Raw genomic sequence first — 14,325 nt, 5'->3', positions numbered from 1 at the left:
CATCGGCGCTTTCATCGATCACTCAAGGTTCGCTGTCCATGAGCAACGTTCGCAGCAAGATTTGCGGGATTACCCGCATCGAGGACGCCCTCGCCGCTGTCGAGGCCGGCGCCGATGCCATCGGCCTGGTGTTCTATGAAAAAAGCCCGCGGGCCGTGGACGTGCGCAAGGCCCGGGCGATCGTCGAGGCCTTGCCGCCCTTCGTGACGACCGTGGGCCTGTTCGTCAATGCCTCGCGTTGCGAGCTGAACGAGATCCTCGAAGTCGTTCAACTGGACCTGCTACAGTTCCACGGCGATGAAAGCCCGGCTGATTGCGAGGGTTACCATCGCCCCTGGATCAAAGCCCTGCGTGTACGCCCCGGCGATGACCTCGAGGCGGCCTGCAAGCTCTACGCCGGCGCCCGCGGCATCCTGCTGGACGCTTATGTGCCCGGCATCCCGGGGGGAACCGGCGAAGCGTTCGACTGGTCTTTGATACCGCAACACCTGAGCAAACCGATCATCCTGGCTGGCGGCCTGTCGGCCGACAATGTCGCCCAGGCCATCCGCCAGGTGCGCCCGTACGCGGTGGATGTCAGTGGTGGCGTGGAGCAGGCCAAGGGCATCAAGGATGCCGTGAAGATCGAGGCCTTCATGCAGGCAGTGCGCCAGGCGTGATGGCGGATGTGACGGCTGGCCGCGCGCCATCGTCCATAGGTTTCGCAGCCCGATGCTGCCAGGCCGCGCCTGCAAGGCAGCGGCTCAGGCCATCGGCGTAATTATTGGAGGTGGGGCGGTACATGGCGCAGTCATGGCCGACCCATCGTCGTTTCAAAGCAGAATTTGAGCTCAAGGGCAGGGTGGGGCAGGCAACGCCTCCCGCCCGCCATTACTGGAGAAAGAAAGCATGAGCAACTGGTTGGTAGACAAACTGATCCCTTCGATCATGCGTTCCGAGGTGAAGAAGAGCTCGGTGCCCGAAGGGCTGTGGCACAAGTGCCCGTCCTGCGAGGCCGTGCTTTACCGTCCGGAGCTGGAAAAGACCCTCGATGTCTGCCCCAAGTGCAACCACCACATGCGCATCGGCGCACGTGCGCGCATCGACATCTTCCTCGACCAGGACGGCCGTGCCGAACTGGGCGCCGACCTGGAGCCGGTCGACCGCCTGAAGTTCCGTGACGGCAAGAAGTACAAGGACCGCCTGACCGCTGCCCAGAAGCAGACCGGCGAGAAAGACGCACTGATCTCCATGAGCGGTACCCTGATGGGCATGCCGATCGTGGTCAGCGCCTTCGAATTCTCCTTCATGGGTGGTTCGATGGGTGCCATCGTCGGCGAACGCTTCGTGCGCGCTGCCAACTACGCCCTGGAGCACCGCTGCCCGATGGTGTGCTTCTCCGCCTCCGGTGGTGCGCGCATGCAGGAAGCGCTGATCTCGCTGATGCAGATGGCCAAGACCTCGGCGGTGCTGGCGCGCCTGCGTGAAGAAGGCATCCCGTTCATCTCGGTGCTGACCGACCCGGTCTATGGCGGTGTTTCCGCCAGCCTGGCAATGCTCGGCGACGTGATCGTCGGCGAGCCCAAGGCACTGATCGGCTTCGCCGGCCCGCGAGTCATCGAGCAGACCGTGCGCGAGAAACTGCCAGAAGGCTTCCAGCGCAGCGAGTTCCTGCTGGAGCACGGCGCCATCGACCTGATCATCTCCCGTGACGAACTGCGTCCGCGCCTGGCACGCCTGCTGGCCCAGATGACTGGCCAGGCTACCCCGGCAGAAGCCCGTGAGGCGGCTGCGGTAGCGTGATGAGCCAGCGCAACCTGGGCGAGTGGCTCGCCTACCTCGAACAGTTGCACCCTACGGCCATCGACATGGGCCTGGAGCGTTCCCAGCGGGTGCTGGCGCGCCTGCAGTTGGGCAAGCTGGCGCCTCGCGTGGTGACGGTCACCGGCACCAACGGCAAAGGCTCCACCTGTGCTTTCGTGGCCTCGCTGCTGCGGGCCCTGGGGCTCAAGGTCGGGGTCTACAGCTCGCCGCACCTGTTGCGTTACAACGAACGCGTGCTCATCGATGGCGTCGAAGCCAGTGATGAGCAACTGTGCGAAGCTTTTGTCGCCGTCGAGGCGGCACGCGGCGATACCTCGCTGACCTATTTCGAGATGGGTACCCTGGCGGCGTTCTGGCTGTTCAGCCAGTCGCAACTGGATGCCGTTGTGCTCGAGGTGGGCCTGGGCGGCCGGCTGGATACGGTCAATGTGGTGGATGCCGACATTTCGCTGGTCACCAGCATCGGTGTCGATCATGTCGACTACCTGGGGGACACCCGCGAATTGGTGGCCTTCGAGAAGGCCGGGATCTTCCGCCAGGGCAAACCGGCCCTGTGCGGTGATCTGGATCCGCCGCAACCCTTGCTGGACAAGGCGAGCGAGCTGGCTTGCCCGTTGTTCCTGCGCGGGCGCGACTTCGACCTGGCCAGTACCGACAACCACTGGCATTGGCGCGGCAGCAAGGCCGACGGAACGCAGCTTGAGTTGCGCGACCTGCCGTTGCTCGACCTGCCCATGGAGAACGCAGCGTTAGCCCTGCAGGCTTTTGCGCTGATGGACCTGCCGTGGGATGAGGCGCTGGTGAAGCAGGCGCTGCTGGACACTCGTATCACCGGTCGGCTGGATCGGCGCTCGCTGGTATTCAAGGGCAAGCGCATTGAGTTGCTGCTGGATGTGGGCCACAACCCGCATGCGGCCGAGTATTTGGCGCGTCGCCTGGCGGCGCGCCCGCCGAAAGGCCGGCGCCTGGCTGTTTTCGGGCTGTTGGCCGACAAGGATCTGCAGGGTGTGATCGAGCCCTTGCAGGGCTTGGTCGGGCATTGGGCCGTGGCGCCGCTGGATACGCCGCGCAGCCGCCCGGCTGAGGAACTGGCCAAGGCCTTGACGAACCTCGGTGCGACAGTGAAGTCTCACCCCAGCGTCGATGCTGCCCTGGAAGGGCAGTGCGCCCAGGCGACGGCGGATGACCAGATCCTGCTGTTCGGTTCGTTTTTCTGCGTCGGCGAGGCCCTGGCCTGGCTTGAACGGCAGGCCCCAGAGGATGGAGTAGATGGCAGTGCTGGATAAAGGGATGAAGCAGCGCATGGTCGGTGCGCTGGTGCTGGTGGCGCTGGCGGTGATCTTCTTGCCGATGCTGTTCACCCGCGAGGACGAGATGCGTCAGGTGCGCGTCGAGGCGCCCCAGGCGCCAGCCATGCCGAGCCTGCCTCAGGTGCAGGTCGAGCCGGTGCAGGTGCCGGAGCCGCAACCATTGCCGGAGCAGGTTGATCCAGCGCCGGTGGTGATCGATGAATCGACGGCGCCAGTGACCACGCCAAGCCAGCCCATCGCGCCCGCGCCTCAGGCCCAGGTGGCTGTTGCGCCCAAGCCGCAGACGCCGGTGCCGACGCCAAAGGTTGAAACCCGTCCAGCGCCTGCGCCCGCACCTGCTCCGGCAGCCACGGCGGCGGCGAGCAAGCCGGCCGCGCCAGGCAAGATCGACGTCAACGGCCTGCCGGTGAGCTGGTCGATCCAGCTGGCCAGCCTGTCCAACCGCGCCGGTGCCGAAAAACTGCAAAACACCCTGCGTAGCCAGGGCTACAACGCCTACATCCGTTCAGCCGGTGGCATGAACCGGGTGTATGTGGGGCCGTTGATCGAGCGCGCCGAGGCCGAGCGCGTGCGTGACGTGATCAATCGCCAGCAGAATCTCAAGGGGATTCTGGTGCGCTTCCAGCCCGAGCGCGGCTGAAACCATCGCAGGGCAAGTCGCAGCGGCGTACCGCCGCTCCCACGGGGTGCAATCCCTGTGGGAGCAACTGTCTGCTGTTGCCTGTGCTGGCCTTATCGCTGGCAAGCCTGCTCCCACAGGTATGGCATTAGTCCTGAAGGTCATGTGATCCCTGTGGGAGCCGGCTTGCCGGCGATAGGGCCTCGGCAGGCGCTACGGCCCGAACGGCAAGGCGCAAAGCTGTCCCTGGAGTCAGTCTGCAGCCCTTCAAACACCTGACATTCCGCTTACCCCAAGCCCTCCGCTCTGGTAAAATGCGCCGCCTCAAACGTCGGCAGGCAGCACCGTGGCATTTACCTGGGTTGATTGGGCGATCATCGCGATCATCGCCATTTCCTCACTGATCAGTCTCAAGCGCGGCTTCGTCAAGGAAGCTCTGTCTCTGGTCATCTGGATTGTCGCCGGGGCGCTGGCCTGGATGTTCGGTGGCTCGCTTTCGGTCTATCTCGAAAGCTACATCCAGACGCCCTCGATGCGCACCATCGCCGGCTGCGCCATTCTTTTCGTCGCCACCTTGCTGGTGGGGGCAATGCTCAATTTCCTCATCGGCGAGCTGATCCGCGTGACCGGGCTGTCCGGTACCGATCGCTTCCTCGGCACGGCCTTCGGCGCCGCGCGTGGGGCCTTGCTGGTGGTGGTGGCTGTCGGGCTGCTCAGCCTGGGGCCGGTACAACAGGATCCGTGGTGGCAGGAATCTCGCCTGATACCACAATTTCTATTGGTAGCCGACTGGTCGAAAAACCTGATTCTCGGGTTCACCGGCCAGTGGATGTCCAGTGGGGTCAGCGCACCCGTTGACCTTCCGTTCAAGGAACAGCTGCTCGGGCCTGCAAAGCCCTGAGCGCTATTCACTCAAGTTTCATCAAAGTAGGGGTTGCGTCGCATGTGTGGCATCGTCGGTATCGTCGGTAAGTCGAACGTCAATCAGGCGCTGTATGACGCGCTTACGGTCCTCCAGCACCGCGGCCAGGACGCTGCCGGTATCGTGACCAGCCATGACGGCCGGTTGTTCCTGCGCAAGGATAATGGCCTGGTGCGCGACGTCTTCCAGCAGCGCCACATGCAGCGCCTGGTCGGCAGCATCGGTATCGGTCACGTGCGTTACCCGACCGCTGGCAGCTCCACCTCGGCCGAGGCCCAGCCGTTCTATGTCAACTCGCCGTACGGCATCACCCTGGCGCACAACGGCAACCTGACCAACGTCGAGCAGCTGGCCAAGGAGATCTACGAGTCCGACCTGCGCCACGTCAACACCAATTCCGACTCCGAAGTGCTGCTGAACGTGTTCGCCCATGAACTGGCGGTGCGCGGCAAGCTGCAGCCTACCCAGGAAGACGTGTTCGCCGCGGTTTCCCACGTGCACAGCCGCTGCGTCGGCGGTTACGCGGTGGTGGCGATGATCACCGGCTACGGCATCGTCGGCTTCCGTGACCCCAACGGCATCCGTCCGGTGGTGTTCGGCCAGCGTCACACCGACGAAGGCGTCGAGTACATGATCGCCTCGGAAAGCGTCGCCCTCGACGTGCTCGGCTTCACCCTGATCCGTGACCTGGCGCCAGGCGAAGCGGTGTACATCACCGAAGAAGGCCAGCTGTTCACCCAGCAGTGCGCGAACAACCCCAAGCTGCAGCCGTGCATCTTCGAGCACGTCTACCTGGCCCGCCCGGACTCGATCATCGACGGCGTCTCGGTGTACAAGGCGCGCCTGCGCATGGGCGAGAAACTGGCCGAGAAGATCCAGCGCGAGCGCCCGGACCATGACATCGACGTGGTCATCCCGATCCCGGACACCAGCCGCACCGCCGCGCTGGAGCTGGCCAACCACCTGGGCGTGAAGTTCCGCGAAGGCTTCGTCAAGAACCGCTACATCGGCCGTACCTTCATCATGCCCGGCCAGGCTGCGCGCAAGAAATCGGTGCGCCAGAAGCTCAACGCCATCGAGCTGGAATTCCGCGGCAAGAACGTGATGCTGGTGGACGACTCGATCGTGCGCGGCACCACCTGCAAGCAGATCATCCAGATGGCCCGCGAAGCCGGCGCCAAGAACGTCTACTTCTGCTCCGCGGCCCCTGCGGTGCGCTACCCCAACGTCTACGGCATCGATATGCCGAGCGCTCACGAACTGATCGCCCACAACCGTACCACCGAACAGGTGGCCGAGTTGATCGGCGCCGACTGGCTGATTTACCAGGACCTGCCGGACCTGATCGAATCGGTCGGTGGCGGCAAGATCAAGATCGAGCACTTCGATTGCGCGGTGTTCAACGGTGAGTACGTCACCGGCGACATCGACGATGCCTACCTCGAGCGCATCGAGCAGGCCCGTAACGACCTGGCCAAGGTGAAGACCCAGGCAGTCAGCGCGATCATCGACCTGTACAACAACTGACTTTGGGAGCGACGGCATGACGGATCAATGGGATGCCGGGCGACTGGACAGTGACCTCGAGGGTGTCGGTTTCGACACCCTGGCGGTTCGCGCCGGTCAGCACCGCACACCGGAGGGCGAGCACAGCGAAGCGCTGTTCCTGACCTCCAGCTATGTCTTCCGCACGGCCGCCGACGCCGCCGCGCGTTTTGCCGGCGAGACGCCGGGCAACGTCTATTCGCGCTACACCAACCCGTCCGTGCGCGCCTTCGAAGAGCGCCTGGCGGCAATGGAAGGTGCCGAACAGGCCGTGGGTACTTCCACCGGCATGGCGGCGATTCTCGCCGTGGTGATGTCGCTGTGCAGTGCCGGCGACCACATGCTGGTGTCGCAGAGCGTGTTCGGCTCGACCATCAGCCTGTTCGAAAAGTACTTCAAGCGCTTCGGCGTGCAGGTGGACTATGTGCCGCTGGTCGATCTGAGCGGTTGGGAGAAGGCCATCAAGGCCAACACCAAGCTGTTGATCGTCGAGTCGCCGTCCAACCCGCTGGCCGAGCTGGTGGACATCACCGCGCTGGCCGAGATCGCCCATGCCCGTGGTGCCATGCTGGTGGTGGACAACTGCTTCAGCACCCCGGCCTTGCAGCAGCCGCTCAAGCTTGGCGCCGACATCGTGTTCCATTCGGCCACCAAGTTCATCGACGGCCAGGGCCGTTGCATGGGCGGCGTGGTCGCTGGGCGCAGCGAGCAGATGAAAGAAGTGGTGGGCTTCCTGCGCACCGCCGGGCCGACCCTCAGCCCGTTCAATGCCTGGATCTTCACCAAGGGCCTGGAGACGCTCAAGCTGCGCATGCGTGCCCATTGCGAGAGCGCCCAGCGCCTGGCCGAGTGGCTCGAACAGCAGGACGGTGTGGAGAAGGTGCACTACGCCGGGCTGCCGAGCCATCCGCAGCACGAGCTGGCCAAGCGCCAGATGAGCGGTTTCGGCGCGGTGGTCAGCTTCGAGGTCAAGGGTGGCAAAGAGGGCGCCTGGCGCTTCATCGATGCTACTCGGGTGATCTCGATCACCACCAACCTGGGCGACAGCAAGACCACCATCGCCCACCCGGCCACCACCTCCCACGGCCGCTTGTCGGCGCAGGAGCGTGAAGCGGCGGGCATCCGTGACAGCCTGATCCGCGTCGCCGTCGGCCTGGAAGATGTGGCTGACCTGCAAGCCGATCTTGCCCGCGGTCTGGCGGCGCTGTGATCGACTGGAAGGGTGGCGAGCCTGGCCATAACGGCCGGGTGGCCCTGGTTACCGGTGCCGCGCGCGGCATCGGCCTGGGCATCGCCGCCTGGCTGATCTGCGAAGGTTGGCAAGTCGTCCTCAGTGACCTGGATCGTCAGCGTGGCGCCCGGGTGGCCAAGGCGCTGGGCGACAATGCCTGGTTCATCAGCATGGATGTTGCCGACGAAGCCCAGGTCAGTGCCGGGGTGTCCGAAGTGCTCGGGCAGTTCGGCCGGCTGGATGCGCTGGTGAGCAATGCGGCCATCGCCAATCCGCACAACCAGACGCTGGAAAGCCTGTCGCTCAGCCAGTGGAACCGTGTGCTGGCGGTCAACCTCAATGGTCCGATGCTGCTGGCCAAGCATTGCGCACCGTACCTGCGCGCCCATGGCGGTGCCATCGTCAACCTGACCTCTACCCGTGCCCGGCAGTCCGAGCCGGATACAGAAGCCTATGCGGCAAGTAAAGGCGGGCTGATGGCACTGACCCACGCCCTGGCGATGAGCCTGGGGCCGGAAATCCGCGTCAATGCCGTCAGCCCCGGCTGGATCGATGCCCGTGACCCGTCGCAGCGTCGAGCCGAGCCCCTGACTGAGGCCGACCATGCCCAGCATCCGGCGGGCAGGGTAGGGACGGTGGAGGACGTGGCGGCCTTGGTGGCATGGTTGCTGTCGCGCCAGGCGGGGTTCGTCACCGGCCAGGAATTCGTGGTCGATGGCGGCATGACCCGCAAGATGATCTACACCTGAGCGACAAGCTATTAGCTTCAAGCTGCAAGAAGGGACCGCGAGGTCCTTTCGTTGTTTTCAGGGTTTCAAAGGGGTGTGCAGGCGACGTGCTTTTTTCTTGCCGCTTGCAGCTTCAAGCTAGCAGCTGCTTTTTCATCTTTTTTAAAAAAAATTCAATGGGGCTATTGACTTAGCATCGGTACCTGCGTAAATTTCGCGGCCTCAGCGAAGCAAACGCAACAAGCAACATCGCGGGGGTGATTAGCTCAGCCGGGAGAGCATCTGCCTTACAAGCAGAGGGTCGGCGGTTCGATCCCGTCATCACCCACCACTTCCTGAGAACGTTCCTGGTACAGGATGCTTCTAACGAAGCCGAATGTCAGAGAGGAACAGGACGCAAGTCCACACTGCGCGGCGGTAGTTCAGTCGGTTAGAATACCGGCCTGTCACGCCGGGGGTCGCGGGTTCGAGTCCCGTCCGCCGCGCCATTTTTCAGTATCAGATGGGTGCCTGGCACCGGTCTGAAGTCGAAGGCAAATATGCCTGAGGCTGATCCCAGTTTCAATCAGGTGCAAACCTGAACGATACGCAGCGGTAGTTCAGTCGGTTAGAATACCGGCCTGTCACGCCGGGGGTCGCGGGTTCGAGTCCCGTCCGCTGCGCCATCTTGTGTTTTGAACTCCTTGAACAGTTCGAAGCAAAACAAAAAAGGCGATCTCGCATCGCTTTTTTTGTGCCTGGCTTTCGCGTCCTAGACGCTTGAAAGCCTGGATCCCAGTTTCAATCGGGTGCAAGCCCGAGCGATACGCAGCGGTAGTTCAGTCGGTTAGAATACCGGCCTGTCACGCCGGGGGTCGCGGGTTCGAGTCCCGTCCGCTGCGCCATCTTAAGTTCTGAGCCCCTTGAAGAGCTCGGAACAACAAAAAAGCGACCTTCGGGTCGCTTTTTTCATTTCTGGCGGTCGGCAGGTTGCCTGTTTCAGAGCCTGAAATTGCCGATCAACCCTTTCAGCTCACCGCCCACCCGCTCCAGTTCGATAGACGCCTCCTCGATTTGCCGGCTGGCATTGAGTGAGTGGCCGGCGACATCGCGCACCCGTTCCACATTACGGCGAATGGTCACCACCACCGTGCTTTGCTGCTCGGTACTGGCTGCAATCTGCTGGTTCATGCCTTGGATATCATCAACGCTGGTCGTGATGACCTGCAGGGCCTCGCTCGCCTGATTGGCAAGCTCAACGGTGGTGCTGGCCACGCGGCGGTTGCCTTGCAGACATTCCACCGCCTGGCGCGCACCGTCCTGCAGGCGAGTGATCAGTGTTTCGATCTCGGCAGTGGAGCGCTGGGTACGCAGGGCGAGACCGCGCACTTCGTCGGCCACCACCGCGAAGCCGCGCCCGGCTTCGCCCGCGCGGGCGGCCTCGATGGCCGCGTTCAGGGCCAGCAGGTTGGTTTGCTCGGCCACCGAGCGGATAACCGCCGTGATGCAGTTGATCTGCTCGGCAGAGGCGTACAGCTGTTGCACGGCCTCGGTGCTGCTGCTGATGTCACTGGCCAGTTGGGCAACCTGACGCTGGGTATCGCTGACCACCTGCTGACTGAGTTCGGCCTTGTCAGTGGCCTGGCGGGTAGCTTCGCTGGCCAGCGAACTGTTGTGCGCCACCTCCTGCACGGCGCAGGCCATCTGGCTCATCGCCGCCGCCACCTGGCGGGTTTCGTTCTGCTGGCTGGCGGCGCCGCTGCTGGTGCGTTCGATCACGCAAGCCAGGGCCGCAGAGGCCTGTGAAAGCTGCTCAGAGCCCTGGCCGATCCGGCACAAGATACCGCGCAAATTGGCGCTGCTGCGCTCAAGGGCCTGGAGCAGTTGGCCGAACTCATCGCGGCGTGGGCCAAGGTCACTGGTGCTCAGGTCGCCTTCGCCAATGCGTCGGGCCATGTCCAGGGCCTGTTGCAGGGGGGGCGCAGATCTGCCGGATCAGCAACCAGGCTGCCAGGCAGGCCAGCAGCAGTGTGCCGCAGAACACGGCGAGCATGAGGCGCGTGCGTTGGCCGAGTTCGGCGGCACTGACCTGATTCTGCTCGGTGATGAGCTGGTTGATGTGTTCGATGGCCGCCAGCACTTGTGTGGTGAGCTGTTTGCCCGTGGGGCCGGCCAATGTCTCGGCACCTGCTTCGAGGCTGTGTTGCAGGTCGCCCATGTAGTTGCCCATGATCTTGCGTGTGGCGCCAAGATGGACCTGCGCCTGTGGGTAGGGCATCTGCGTCAGATTTTCGTCGATCAGCCCGTTCATTTTTCGGTAGGCCTCGCGCAGGTTTTCCAGCTCTGCGTGTTCACCGTTCAGCGCATAGGCCATCTGTGTCGCGCGGATGTCGTTGAGGTTATCGAGAATGTAGTTGACCGAGACCAGGCGTTCAGCCCGATGGGTCAGGGTGCCGAGGGTGAAGATCGCGGTCAGCACGAGGAGGGCCGCCAGCAAGACCAGTGGGGAGAGGCTAAGCAACAGTTTCAGGCGGACCGGCAGATTCTTCATCAGCGATTTCCTTGGGCATTCGAACGGGCGAATGAGTCTAGCGAGGGAATTTCCTTGTCTGGTTAGGAGGTTCTTGTGACTGGCGTGCGAAAAATCGCTAATGATCGCGAGAAGGTTCCCGGTGCTTTGGCCTGCGTTATCCACGCCTTTACATGAACCTTGCACAATGTTGGCCCTTTCAAGGTTTCGGTGGCTTGTGGATGTGTTGCACAATAGGCACCGTTCGATTTACCCGGAATTCACGATGTCCAGATCATCCGTCTACGGTGCGCTCGGGCTGGCCCTTGTGCTGGCGGGCGTATCCGGTTGCTCCTCGAAGAAGGCTACCGTGTACGAGCACGAGAACTTCGACGACTCGGGCACCTTCTCACGCAGTTTCCCGGTCAGCGAAGCGGGCTCCTGCGAAGCTGCCCGGCGTGCGCTGCTCAGCCAGGGCTACATCATCACCAGCAGCGATGCCAACCAGGTGGCCGGCAACAAGAGTTTTCAGCAGAACGCCGAAAACCACATGCAGATCAGCTTCAACATCACCTGCGTGCCGGACATGAGCGACAAGCAGCGTTCGACCATGTTCGCCAACGCCCTGCAGGACCGCTACACCCTGAAAAAATCCAACACTTCTGCCAGCCTGGGGGTCGGGGTGCTGGGCTCGGTGTCGATGCCGATCGGCTCCAGCGACGACTCGATGGTCAAGGTGGCCAGCGAGACAGTGGCCGCGCCACAGTTCTACGAACGTTATTTCGCCTTGGTGGAGGGCTACCTACCAAAGCCGAAAAAGGTGAAGAAGGCCGATACCCCTGCCGAGCCGCCGAAAGTGGAGCAACCAGCGCCGGCCTTGGGGCTGCCCGAGCCTGCGCCAACCCCGCTGGCACCCACCCAGCCAGATGCGGCGCCGCTGGCGGCAAGCGCCCCGGTGGCCGTGCCTGCCGCAGCCCAGGCCAGCGCGCCTGCTGCCCCTGAGCCAGCCCCCGCCGTGCCCGTTCACGAAGCGCCAGCAGCCCCGGTGGTGGATGACAGCCACGGTTCGCAACCGGTTGCACCGCCTGTCGAGGCGGCCCCGATCCAGGTCCAGCATCAGCCTGCGCAGAGCGAGGCGGCACCGGCTTCGCCGTGAGCTGTCGCTAACTTCCTATAGGCCTGCTACGTTTACCGTTCATGGGGCTGTAATAGTTCCGTCATCCGAAGCGCTTAGGGTGGCGGTGGATCCCACGAATGAAGAACGAGGAAGCAGGCAGATGGACGACTACCAGGAAGAATTGCTCGAATTCCAGGCTTATGAACTGGATGTGCCTGAGCCGGCGGACGACGCCACCGAGCTCTAACCCACCTGCCGCTGATGGCGGCGATACTCCCCCGGCGTTACGCCCGTCCAGCGCTTGAATGCGCGCTGGAAGGCTTCGGCCGATGCAAACCCCAGCAGATAGGCGATTTCGCCGAAGGCTAGCTCGGTGTCGCGGATGTAGGTCTCGGCCAGGTCGCGGCGTGTGTCGTTGAGCAGGTTGCGATAGCGCGTGCCTTCTTCGGCGAGTTTGCGCCGCAGGGTCCAGGTGGGCATCTGCAGGTGCTGCGCCACTTCCTCCAGATCCGGTTCGCGGCCACCATTGAGCAGCGGCCCCAGCAAGTGGGTGATGCGTTCGCCCAGGCTGCGTACCCGGGTGCGCTGGGCCAGTTCCGTTTCGCACAGCTGCAACAGGTGCTGCCAGGTGCTCGGGCAGTGTTGCGGGTTGGCCAGGGCCAGGGTGGCCTGGCCCAGGCGTAACTGGTTGGCCGCGGCGCCAAACTGCACGGTGGTGCTGCACAGGCGCTGGTACTGATCGGCATAAGCCGGCGCTTCGAACTCGATCTCCAGCCGCTCGGCCTGGATCGGCCTGCCGGCCAGGCTCGACAGCTGCGCCAGCCAGCCGCCGAGCAGCGAGTCGACCACGAAGCGGTTGTAGGCGTTGTACGGGCTGATGGAGTAGAAGCGCAGCCAGGCGCCTTGCGGGTCTTCGTGAAAGCTCGACTGGCCACGGTAGTTGGCGGCATACAGCGGTTCGAAGCGCAGCAGCGTGCGTGCGGCCTCGCCGAGGGTCGGCGCCTGGGCAGCGGTGACGCCGGCCAACCCGGCCTGGGCCAGGCGGCTGAGCTGGCCCATGTGCAAACCCAGGGCAGGCTCAGCGCTCAAGGCGATGGCGGCGTGGCCCAGGTGCATGTAGCGCGGGATCGACAGGCGCGCCCCGGGTTCGGCCAGGCGCCGATTATCCAGCCCATAACGCAGCAGCAGGGGCTGCGGATCGTGGCCGAGCTGGCCGAGCGCTTCGGCCAGGGGCTGGACGAAGCCTACCGACAACTCACCCAGGCGCACGCGCTGACGGGGCATGGCGTTACAGCCACAGGTTGAGCAGGCGGGCGCCCTGGCTGGCGCTGCCCGCCCACAAGGTGCCAGCCTCGCTGGCAAAGCCCTGGCCGCCACCGCTCTGCTCCCAGAACTGCCCGCGCATGAACACGCTCATGCTGGCGGCGCCGTCGCTGGCCGCCTGGGTCAGCCGTTGCCAGGCCTCCTGCTCGCTGACCTCGCCACGCTGCAACGGCAGTTCGGCCGCCGCGGCCTGGTGGCGGTTGCCGCGCCAGGGCAGTTGCCAGCGCTGCTTGCCACTGAGAAACGCCGGGTTGGCGATCAACTGTACCGACTGCCCGGCCAGCAGCCGGTAGTTGTCCGGGTACCAGCTGTCACTGCCGACCAACACGCCCAGGCGCCCGGCGGGCGTCTGCAGCACCTGCAGCGGCTGCTGGCGGCCATGGTGGATGTAGCGGCGGGTTTCGCTGTCTGGGTAGCGCTGGTATTGCGGTTGCCCCAGCACGCTGCCGTCAGCGGCGAACACCAGGCTGCTGTTGAACAGCGGGCCGCTGCCGGCATGCAGCACGCCGTTCTTCACATAAGGGGCGGGCAGGACGATCGAGCCGGCCACCAGGGTGACCCCGAACTCCCGCGCCAGGCCGCCGAACAGTTGCTGGTAGTCGGCGGCCATCTGCGCGGCCTTCATGCGCAGGCGCGCATCGCTGCGCCGGTCGTCGCCGCTGGCCGACAGCATTGCCAGGCCGTAGCGCAGCGGGTTGCTCAACTCCAGCCATTGCCAGGCCTCGCGGTCGCGGGTGGCCTGGTACAGCTCGTTCTTCTCGCCACGGGCCCACAGCCAGGTGCCGATATGCTCGGGCAGCACCACCACGGTACGGGCATTCACCAGGCCCTGGTCGCGGGCCTGCTGCAGGTACGCCGACAGTTTGCGGTGCAGGCGCGCAAGGTTCTGGTAATCGCCTGGGTACAGCAGCGGCTCCACACCCAGGAGGTTGCCGTGCTCGCCCGGCACCCCCTGGTTGAGGGCCAGCTCGATACGCAGGTCGGACAGGTAGTGGCCTTCCGGGCGTTGCAGGGTCCAGAAGCCATAGCCGCAGAGGCCGGCGATGATGACCAGCGCCAGGGCGCCGGCTAGCAGTTTTCGCATGGAGCGGTTCAGCGCAGTGGGGAAAGAGGAGGTTAGGGTAAGCCTGCTGTGCAGCAGGATCAATAAGTTGTCAGTTTCGATCATTGAGCGCATTCAAACGCCTGTTTAATGTCGGCCACAGACAAACGACGGGGCCCGCCTTCGAGGTTCCCGCA

The 14,325-nt window shown here is 64.1% G+C and carries 13 protein-coding genes, 4 tRNA genes and 1 pseudogene; 14 read left to right on the top strand and 4 right to left on the bottom strand.

Annotation, left to right across the window (positions count from 1 at the left end):
- Nucleotides 1-38 precede the first annotated feature (38 nt).
- The 12 genes from ACQ4N9_RS07730 (at nucleotide 39) to ACQ4N9_RS07675 (ending at nucleotide 9,042) form a co-directional block, all read left to right on the top strand.
- Nucleotides 39-659 (top strand): phosphoribosylanthranilate isomerase, encoded by a 621-nt coding sequence (locus ACQ4N9_RS07730; RefSeq protein ID WP_390967338.1) that lies wholly within the window; start codon nucleotides 39-41, stop codon nucleotides 657-659.
- A gap of 229 nt (nucleotides 660-888) precedes the next feature.
- Complete coding sequence (gene accD / locus ACQ4N9_RS07725; RefSeq protein ID WP_153789274.1) at nucleotides 889-1,782, top strand: acetyl-CoA carboxylase, carboxyltransferase subunit beta; 894 nt, start codon at nucleotides 889-891, stop codon at nucleotides 1,780-1,782.
- Complete coding sequence (folC, locus tag ACQ4N9_RS07720; protein WP_390967339.1) at nucleotides 1,782-3,089, top strand: bifunctional tetrahydrofolate synthase/dihydrofolate synthase; 1,308 nt, start codon at nucleotides 1,782-1,784, stop codon at nucleotides 3,087-3,089. Before accD ends, folC begins: the two co-directional genes overlap by 1 nt.
- Nucleotides 3,073-3,753 (top strand): SPOR domain-containing protein, encoded by a 681-nt coding sequence (locus tag ACQ4N9_RS07715; protein WP_390967340.1) that lies wholly within the window; start codon nucleotides 3,073-3,075, stop codon nucleotides 3,751-3,753. The genes folC and ACQ4N9_RS07715 overlap by 17 nt, the downstream gene beginning before the upstream one ends.
- Nucleotides 3,754-4,078: 325 nt before the next feature.
- Nucleotides 4,079-4,633 carry a CvpA family protein gene (locus ACQ4N9_RS07710; RefSeq protein WP_110995843.1) on the top strand — a complete coding sequence of 185 codons (555 nt, stop codon included), beginning with the start codon at nucleotides 4,079-4,081 and terminating at the stop codon, nucleotides 4,631-4,633.
- Between the two features lie 42 nt (nucleotides 4,634-4,675).
- Nucleotides 4,676-6,181, top strand: coding sequence for an amidophosphoribosyltransferase (purF, locus tag ACQ4N9_RS07705; protein WP_110995844.1), 1,506 nt, complete (start codon nucleotides 4,676-4,678; stop codon nucleotides 6,179-6,181).
- A gap of 16 nt (nucleotides 6,182-6,197) precedes the next feature.
- Complete coding sequence (locus ACQ4N9_RS07700; RefSeq protein ID WP_390967341.1) at nucleotides 6,198-7,409, top strand: O-succinylhomoserine sulfhydrylase; 1,212 nt, start codon at nucleotides 6,198-6,200, stop codon at nucleotides 7,407-7,409.
- Complete coding sequence (locus tag ACQ4N9_RS07695; protein WP_110995846.1) at nucleotides 7,406-8,179, top strand: SDR family oxidoreductase; 774 nt, start codon at nucleotides 7,406-7,408, stop codon at nucleotides 8,177-8,179. Before ACQ4N9_RS07700 ends, ACQ4N9_RS07695 begins: the two co-directional genes overlap by 4 nt.
- A 234-nt stretch (nucleotides 8,180-8,413) precedes the next feature.
- Nucleotides 8,414-8,489 (top strand) — tRNA-Val (locus ACQ4N9_RS07690).
- 80 nt (nucleotides 8,490-8,569) lie between these two features.
- Nucleotides 8,570-8,646 (top strand) — tRNA-Asp (locus ACQ4N9_RS07685).
- A gap of 100 nt (nucleotides 8,647-8,746) precedes the next feature.
- A tRNA-Asp gene (locus ACQ4N9_RS07680) sits at nucleotides 8,747-8,823 on the top strand.
- A gap of 142 nt (nucleotides 8,824-8,965) precedes the next feature.
- Nucleotides 8,966-9,042, top strand: a tRNA-Asp gene (locus ACQ4N9_RS07675).
- A 94-nt stretch (nucleotides 9,043-9,136) separates the two neighbouring features.
- Here the strand turns inward: ACQ4N9_RS07675 and ACQ4N9_RS07670 are convergent.
- Both ACQ4N9_RS07670 and ACQ4N9_RS07665 read right to left on the bottom strand, forming a co-directional pair.
- Nucleotides 9,137-9,841, bottom strand: a complete 705-nt coding sequence (locus ACQ4N9_RS07670) for a methyl-accepting chemotaxis protein (RefSeq protein WP_430932606.1) — start codon at nucleotides 9,839-9,841, stop codon at nucleotides 9,137-9,139.
- A gap of 201 nt (nucleotides 9,842-10,042) precedes the next feature.
- Nucleotides 10,043-10,093 (bottom strand): annotated as a pseudogene (locus tag ACQ4N9_RS07665) (hypothetical protein); the annotation flags it as partial.
- An 839-nt stretch (nucleotides 10,094-10,932) separates the two neighbouring features.
- On the opposite strand from ACQ4N9_RS07665, the gene ACQ4N9_RS07660 reads away from it, so the two are divergent.
- Together ACQ4N9_RS07660 and ACQ4N9_RS07655 are read left to right on the top strand one after the other, a co-directional pair.
- Complete coding sequence (locus ACQ4N9_RS07660; RefSeq protein WP_390967342.1) at nucleotides 10,933-11,802, top strand: DUF2242 domain-containing protein; 870 nt, start codon at nucleotides 10,933-10,935, stop codon at nucleotides 11,800-11,802.
- An 85-nt stretch (nucleotides 11,803-11,887) separates the two neighbouring features.
- On the top strand, nucleotides 11,888-12,010 hold the full coding sequence (locus tag ACQ4N9_RS07655; protein ID WP_390967343.1) for a hypothetical protein: 123 nt from the start codon (nucleotides 11,888-11,890) through the stop codon (nucleotides 12,008-12,010).
- On the opposite strand, the gene ACQ4N9_RS07650 is transcribed toward ACQ4N9_RS07655, so the two are convergent.
- A complete protein-coding gene (locus ACQ4N9_RS07650) occupies nucleotides 12,007-13,047 on the bottom strand; it encodes an AraC family transcriptional regulator (RefSeq protein WP_390967344.1) in 1,041 nt (346 codons plus the stop codon). The two genes, ACQ4N9_RS07655 and ACQ4N9_RS07650, sit on opposite strands and share 4 nt — an antisense overlap.
- Nucleotides 13,048-13,051: 4 nt before the next feature.
- Nucleotides 13,052-14,170: a nitrilase-related carbon-nitrogen hydrolase gene (locus ACQ4N9_RS07645; protein ID WP_390967345.1), complete on the bottom strand. Its 1,119-nt coding sequence runs from the start codon at nucleotides 14,168-14,170 to the stop codon at nucleotides 13,052-13,054.
- Nucleotides 14,171-14,325: the final 155 nt, after the last annotated feature.

This window comes from Pseudomonas sp. ES1 (genome assembly GCF_050586605.1).
Classification (GTDB): domain Bacteria; phylum Pseudomonadota; class Gammaproteobacteria; order Pseudomonadales; family Pseudomonadaceae; genus Aquipseudomonas; species Aquipseudomonas sichuanensis.
Note: the sequence above shows the minus strand (reverse complement) of the source record. Positions and strands in the feature narration are given on the sequence as shown.

What these genes read in the sequence shown, in the direction of transcription:
- ACQ4N9_RS07660 (WP_390967342.1), top strand. Translation starts at nt 10,933, where the DNA reads ATGTCCAGATCATCCGTCTACGGTGCGCTCGGGCTGGCCCTTGTGCTG.
- purF (WP_110995844.1), top strand. Translation starts at nt 4,676, where the DNA reads ATGTGTGGCATCGTCGGTATCGTCGGTAAGTCGAACGTCAATCAGGCG.
- folC (WP_390967339.1), top strand. Translation starts at nt 1,782, where the DNA reads ATGAGCCAGCGCAACCTGGGCGAGTGGCTCGCCTACCTCGAACAGTTG.
- ACQ4N9_RS07670 (WP_430932606.1), bottom strand. Translation starts at nt 9,841, where the DNA reads ATGGCCTGCGCCGTGCAGGAGGTGGCGCACAACAGTTCGCTGGCCAGC.
- accD (WP_153789274.1), top strand. Translation starts at nt 889, where the DNA reads ATGAGCAACTGGTTGGTAGACAAACTGATCCCTTCGATCATGCGTTCC.
- ACQ4N9_RS07730 (WP_390967338.1), top strand. Translation starts at nt 39, where the DNA reads ATGAGCAACGTTCGCAGCAAGATTTGCGGGATTACCCGCATCGAGGAC.
- ACQ4N9_RS07645 (WP_390967345.1), bottom strand. Translation starts at nt 14,170, where the DNA reads ATGCGAAAACTGCTAGCCGGCGCCCTGGCGCTGGTCATCATCGCCGGC.
- ACQ4N9_RS07715 (WP_390967340.1), top strand. Translation starts at nt 3,073, where the DNA reads ATGGCAGTGCTGGATAAAGGGATGAAGCAGCGCATGGTCGGTGCGCTG.
- ACQ4N9_RS07650 (WP_390967344.1), bottom strand. Translation starts at nt 13,047, where the DNA reads ATGCCCCGTCAGCGCGTGCGCCTGGGTGAGTTGTCGGTAGGCTTCGTC.
- ACQ4N9_RS07700 (WP_390967341.1), top strand. Translation starts at nt 6,198, where the DNA reads ATGACGGATCAATGGGATGCCGGGCGACTGGACAGTGACCTCGAGGGT.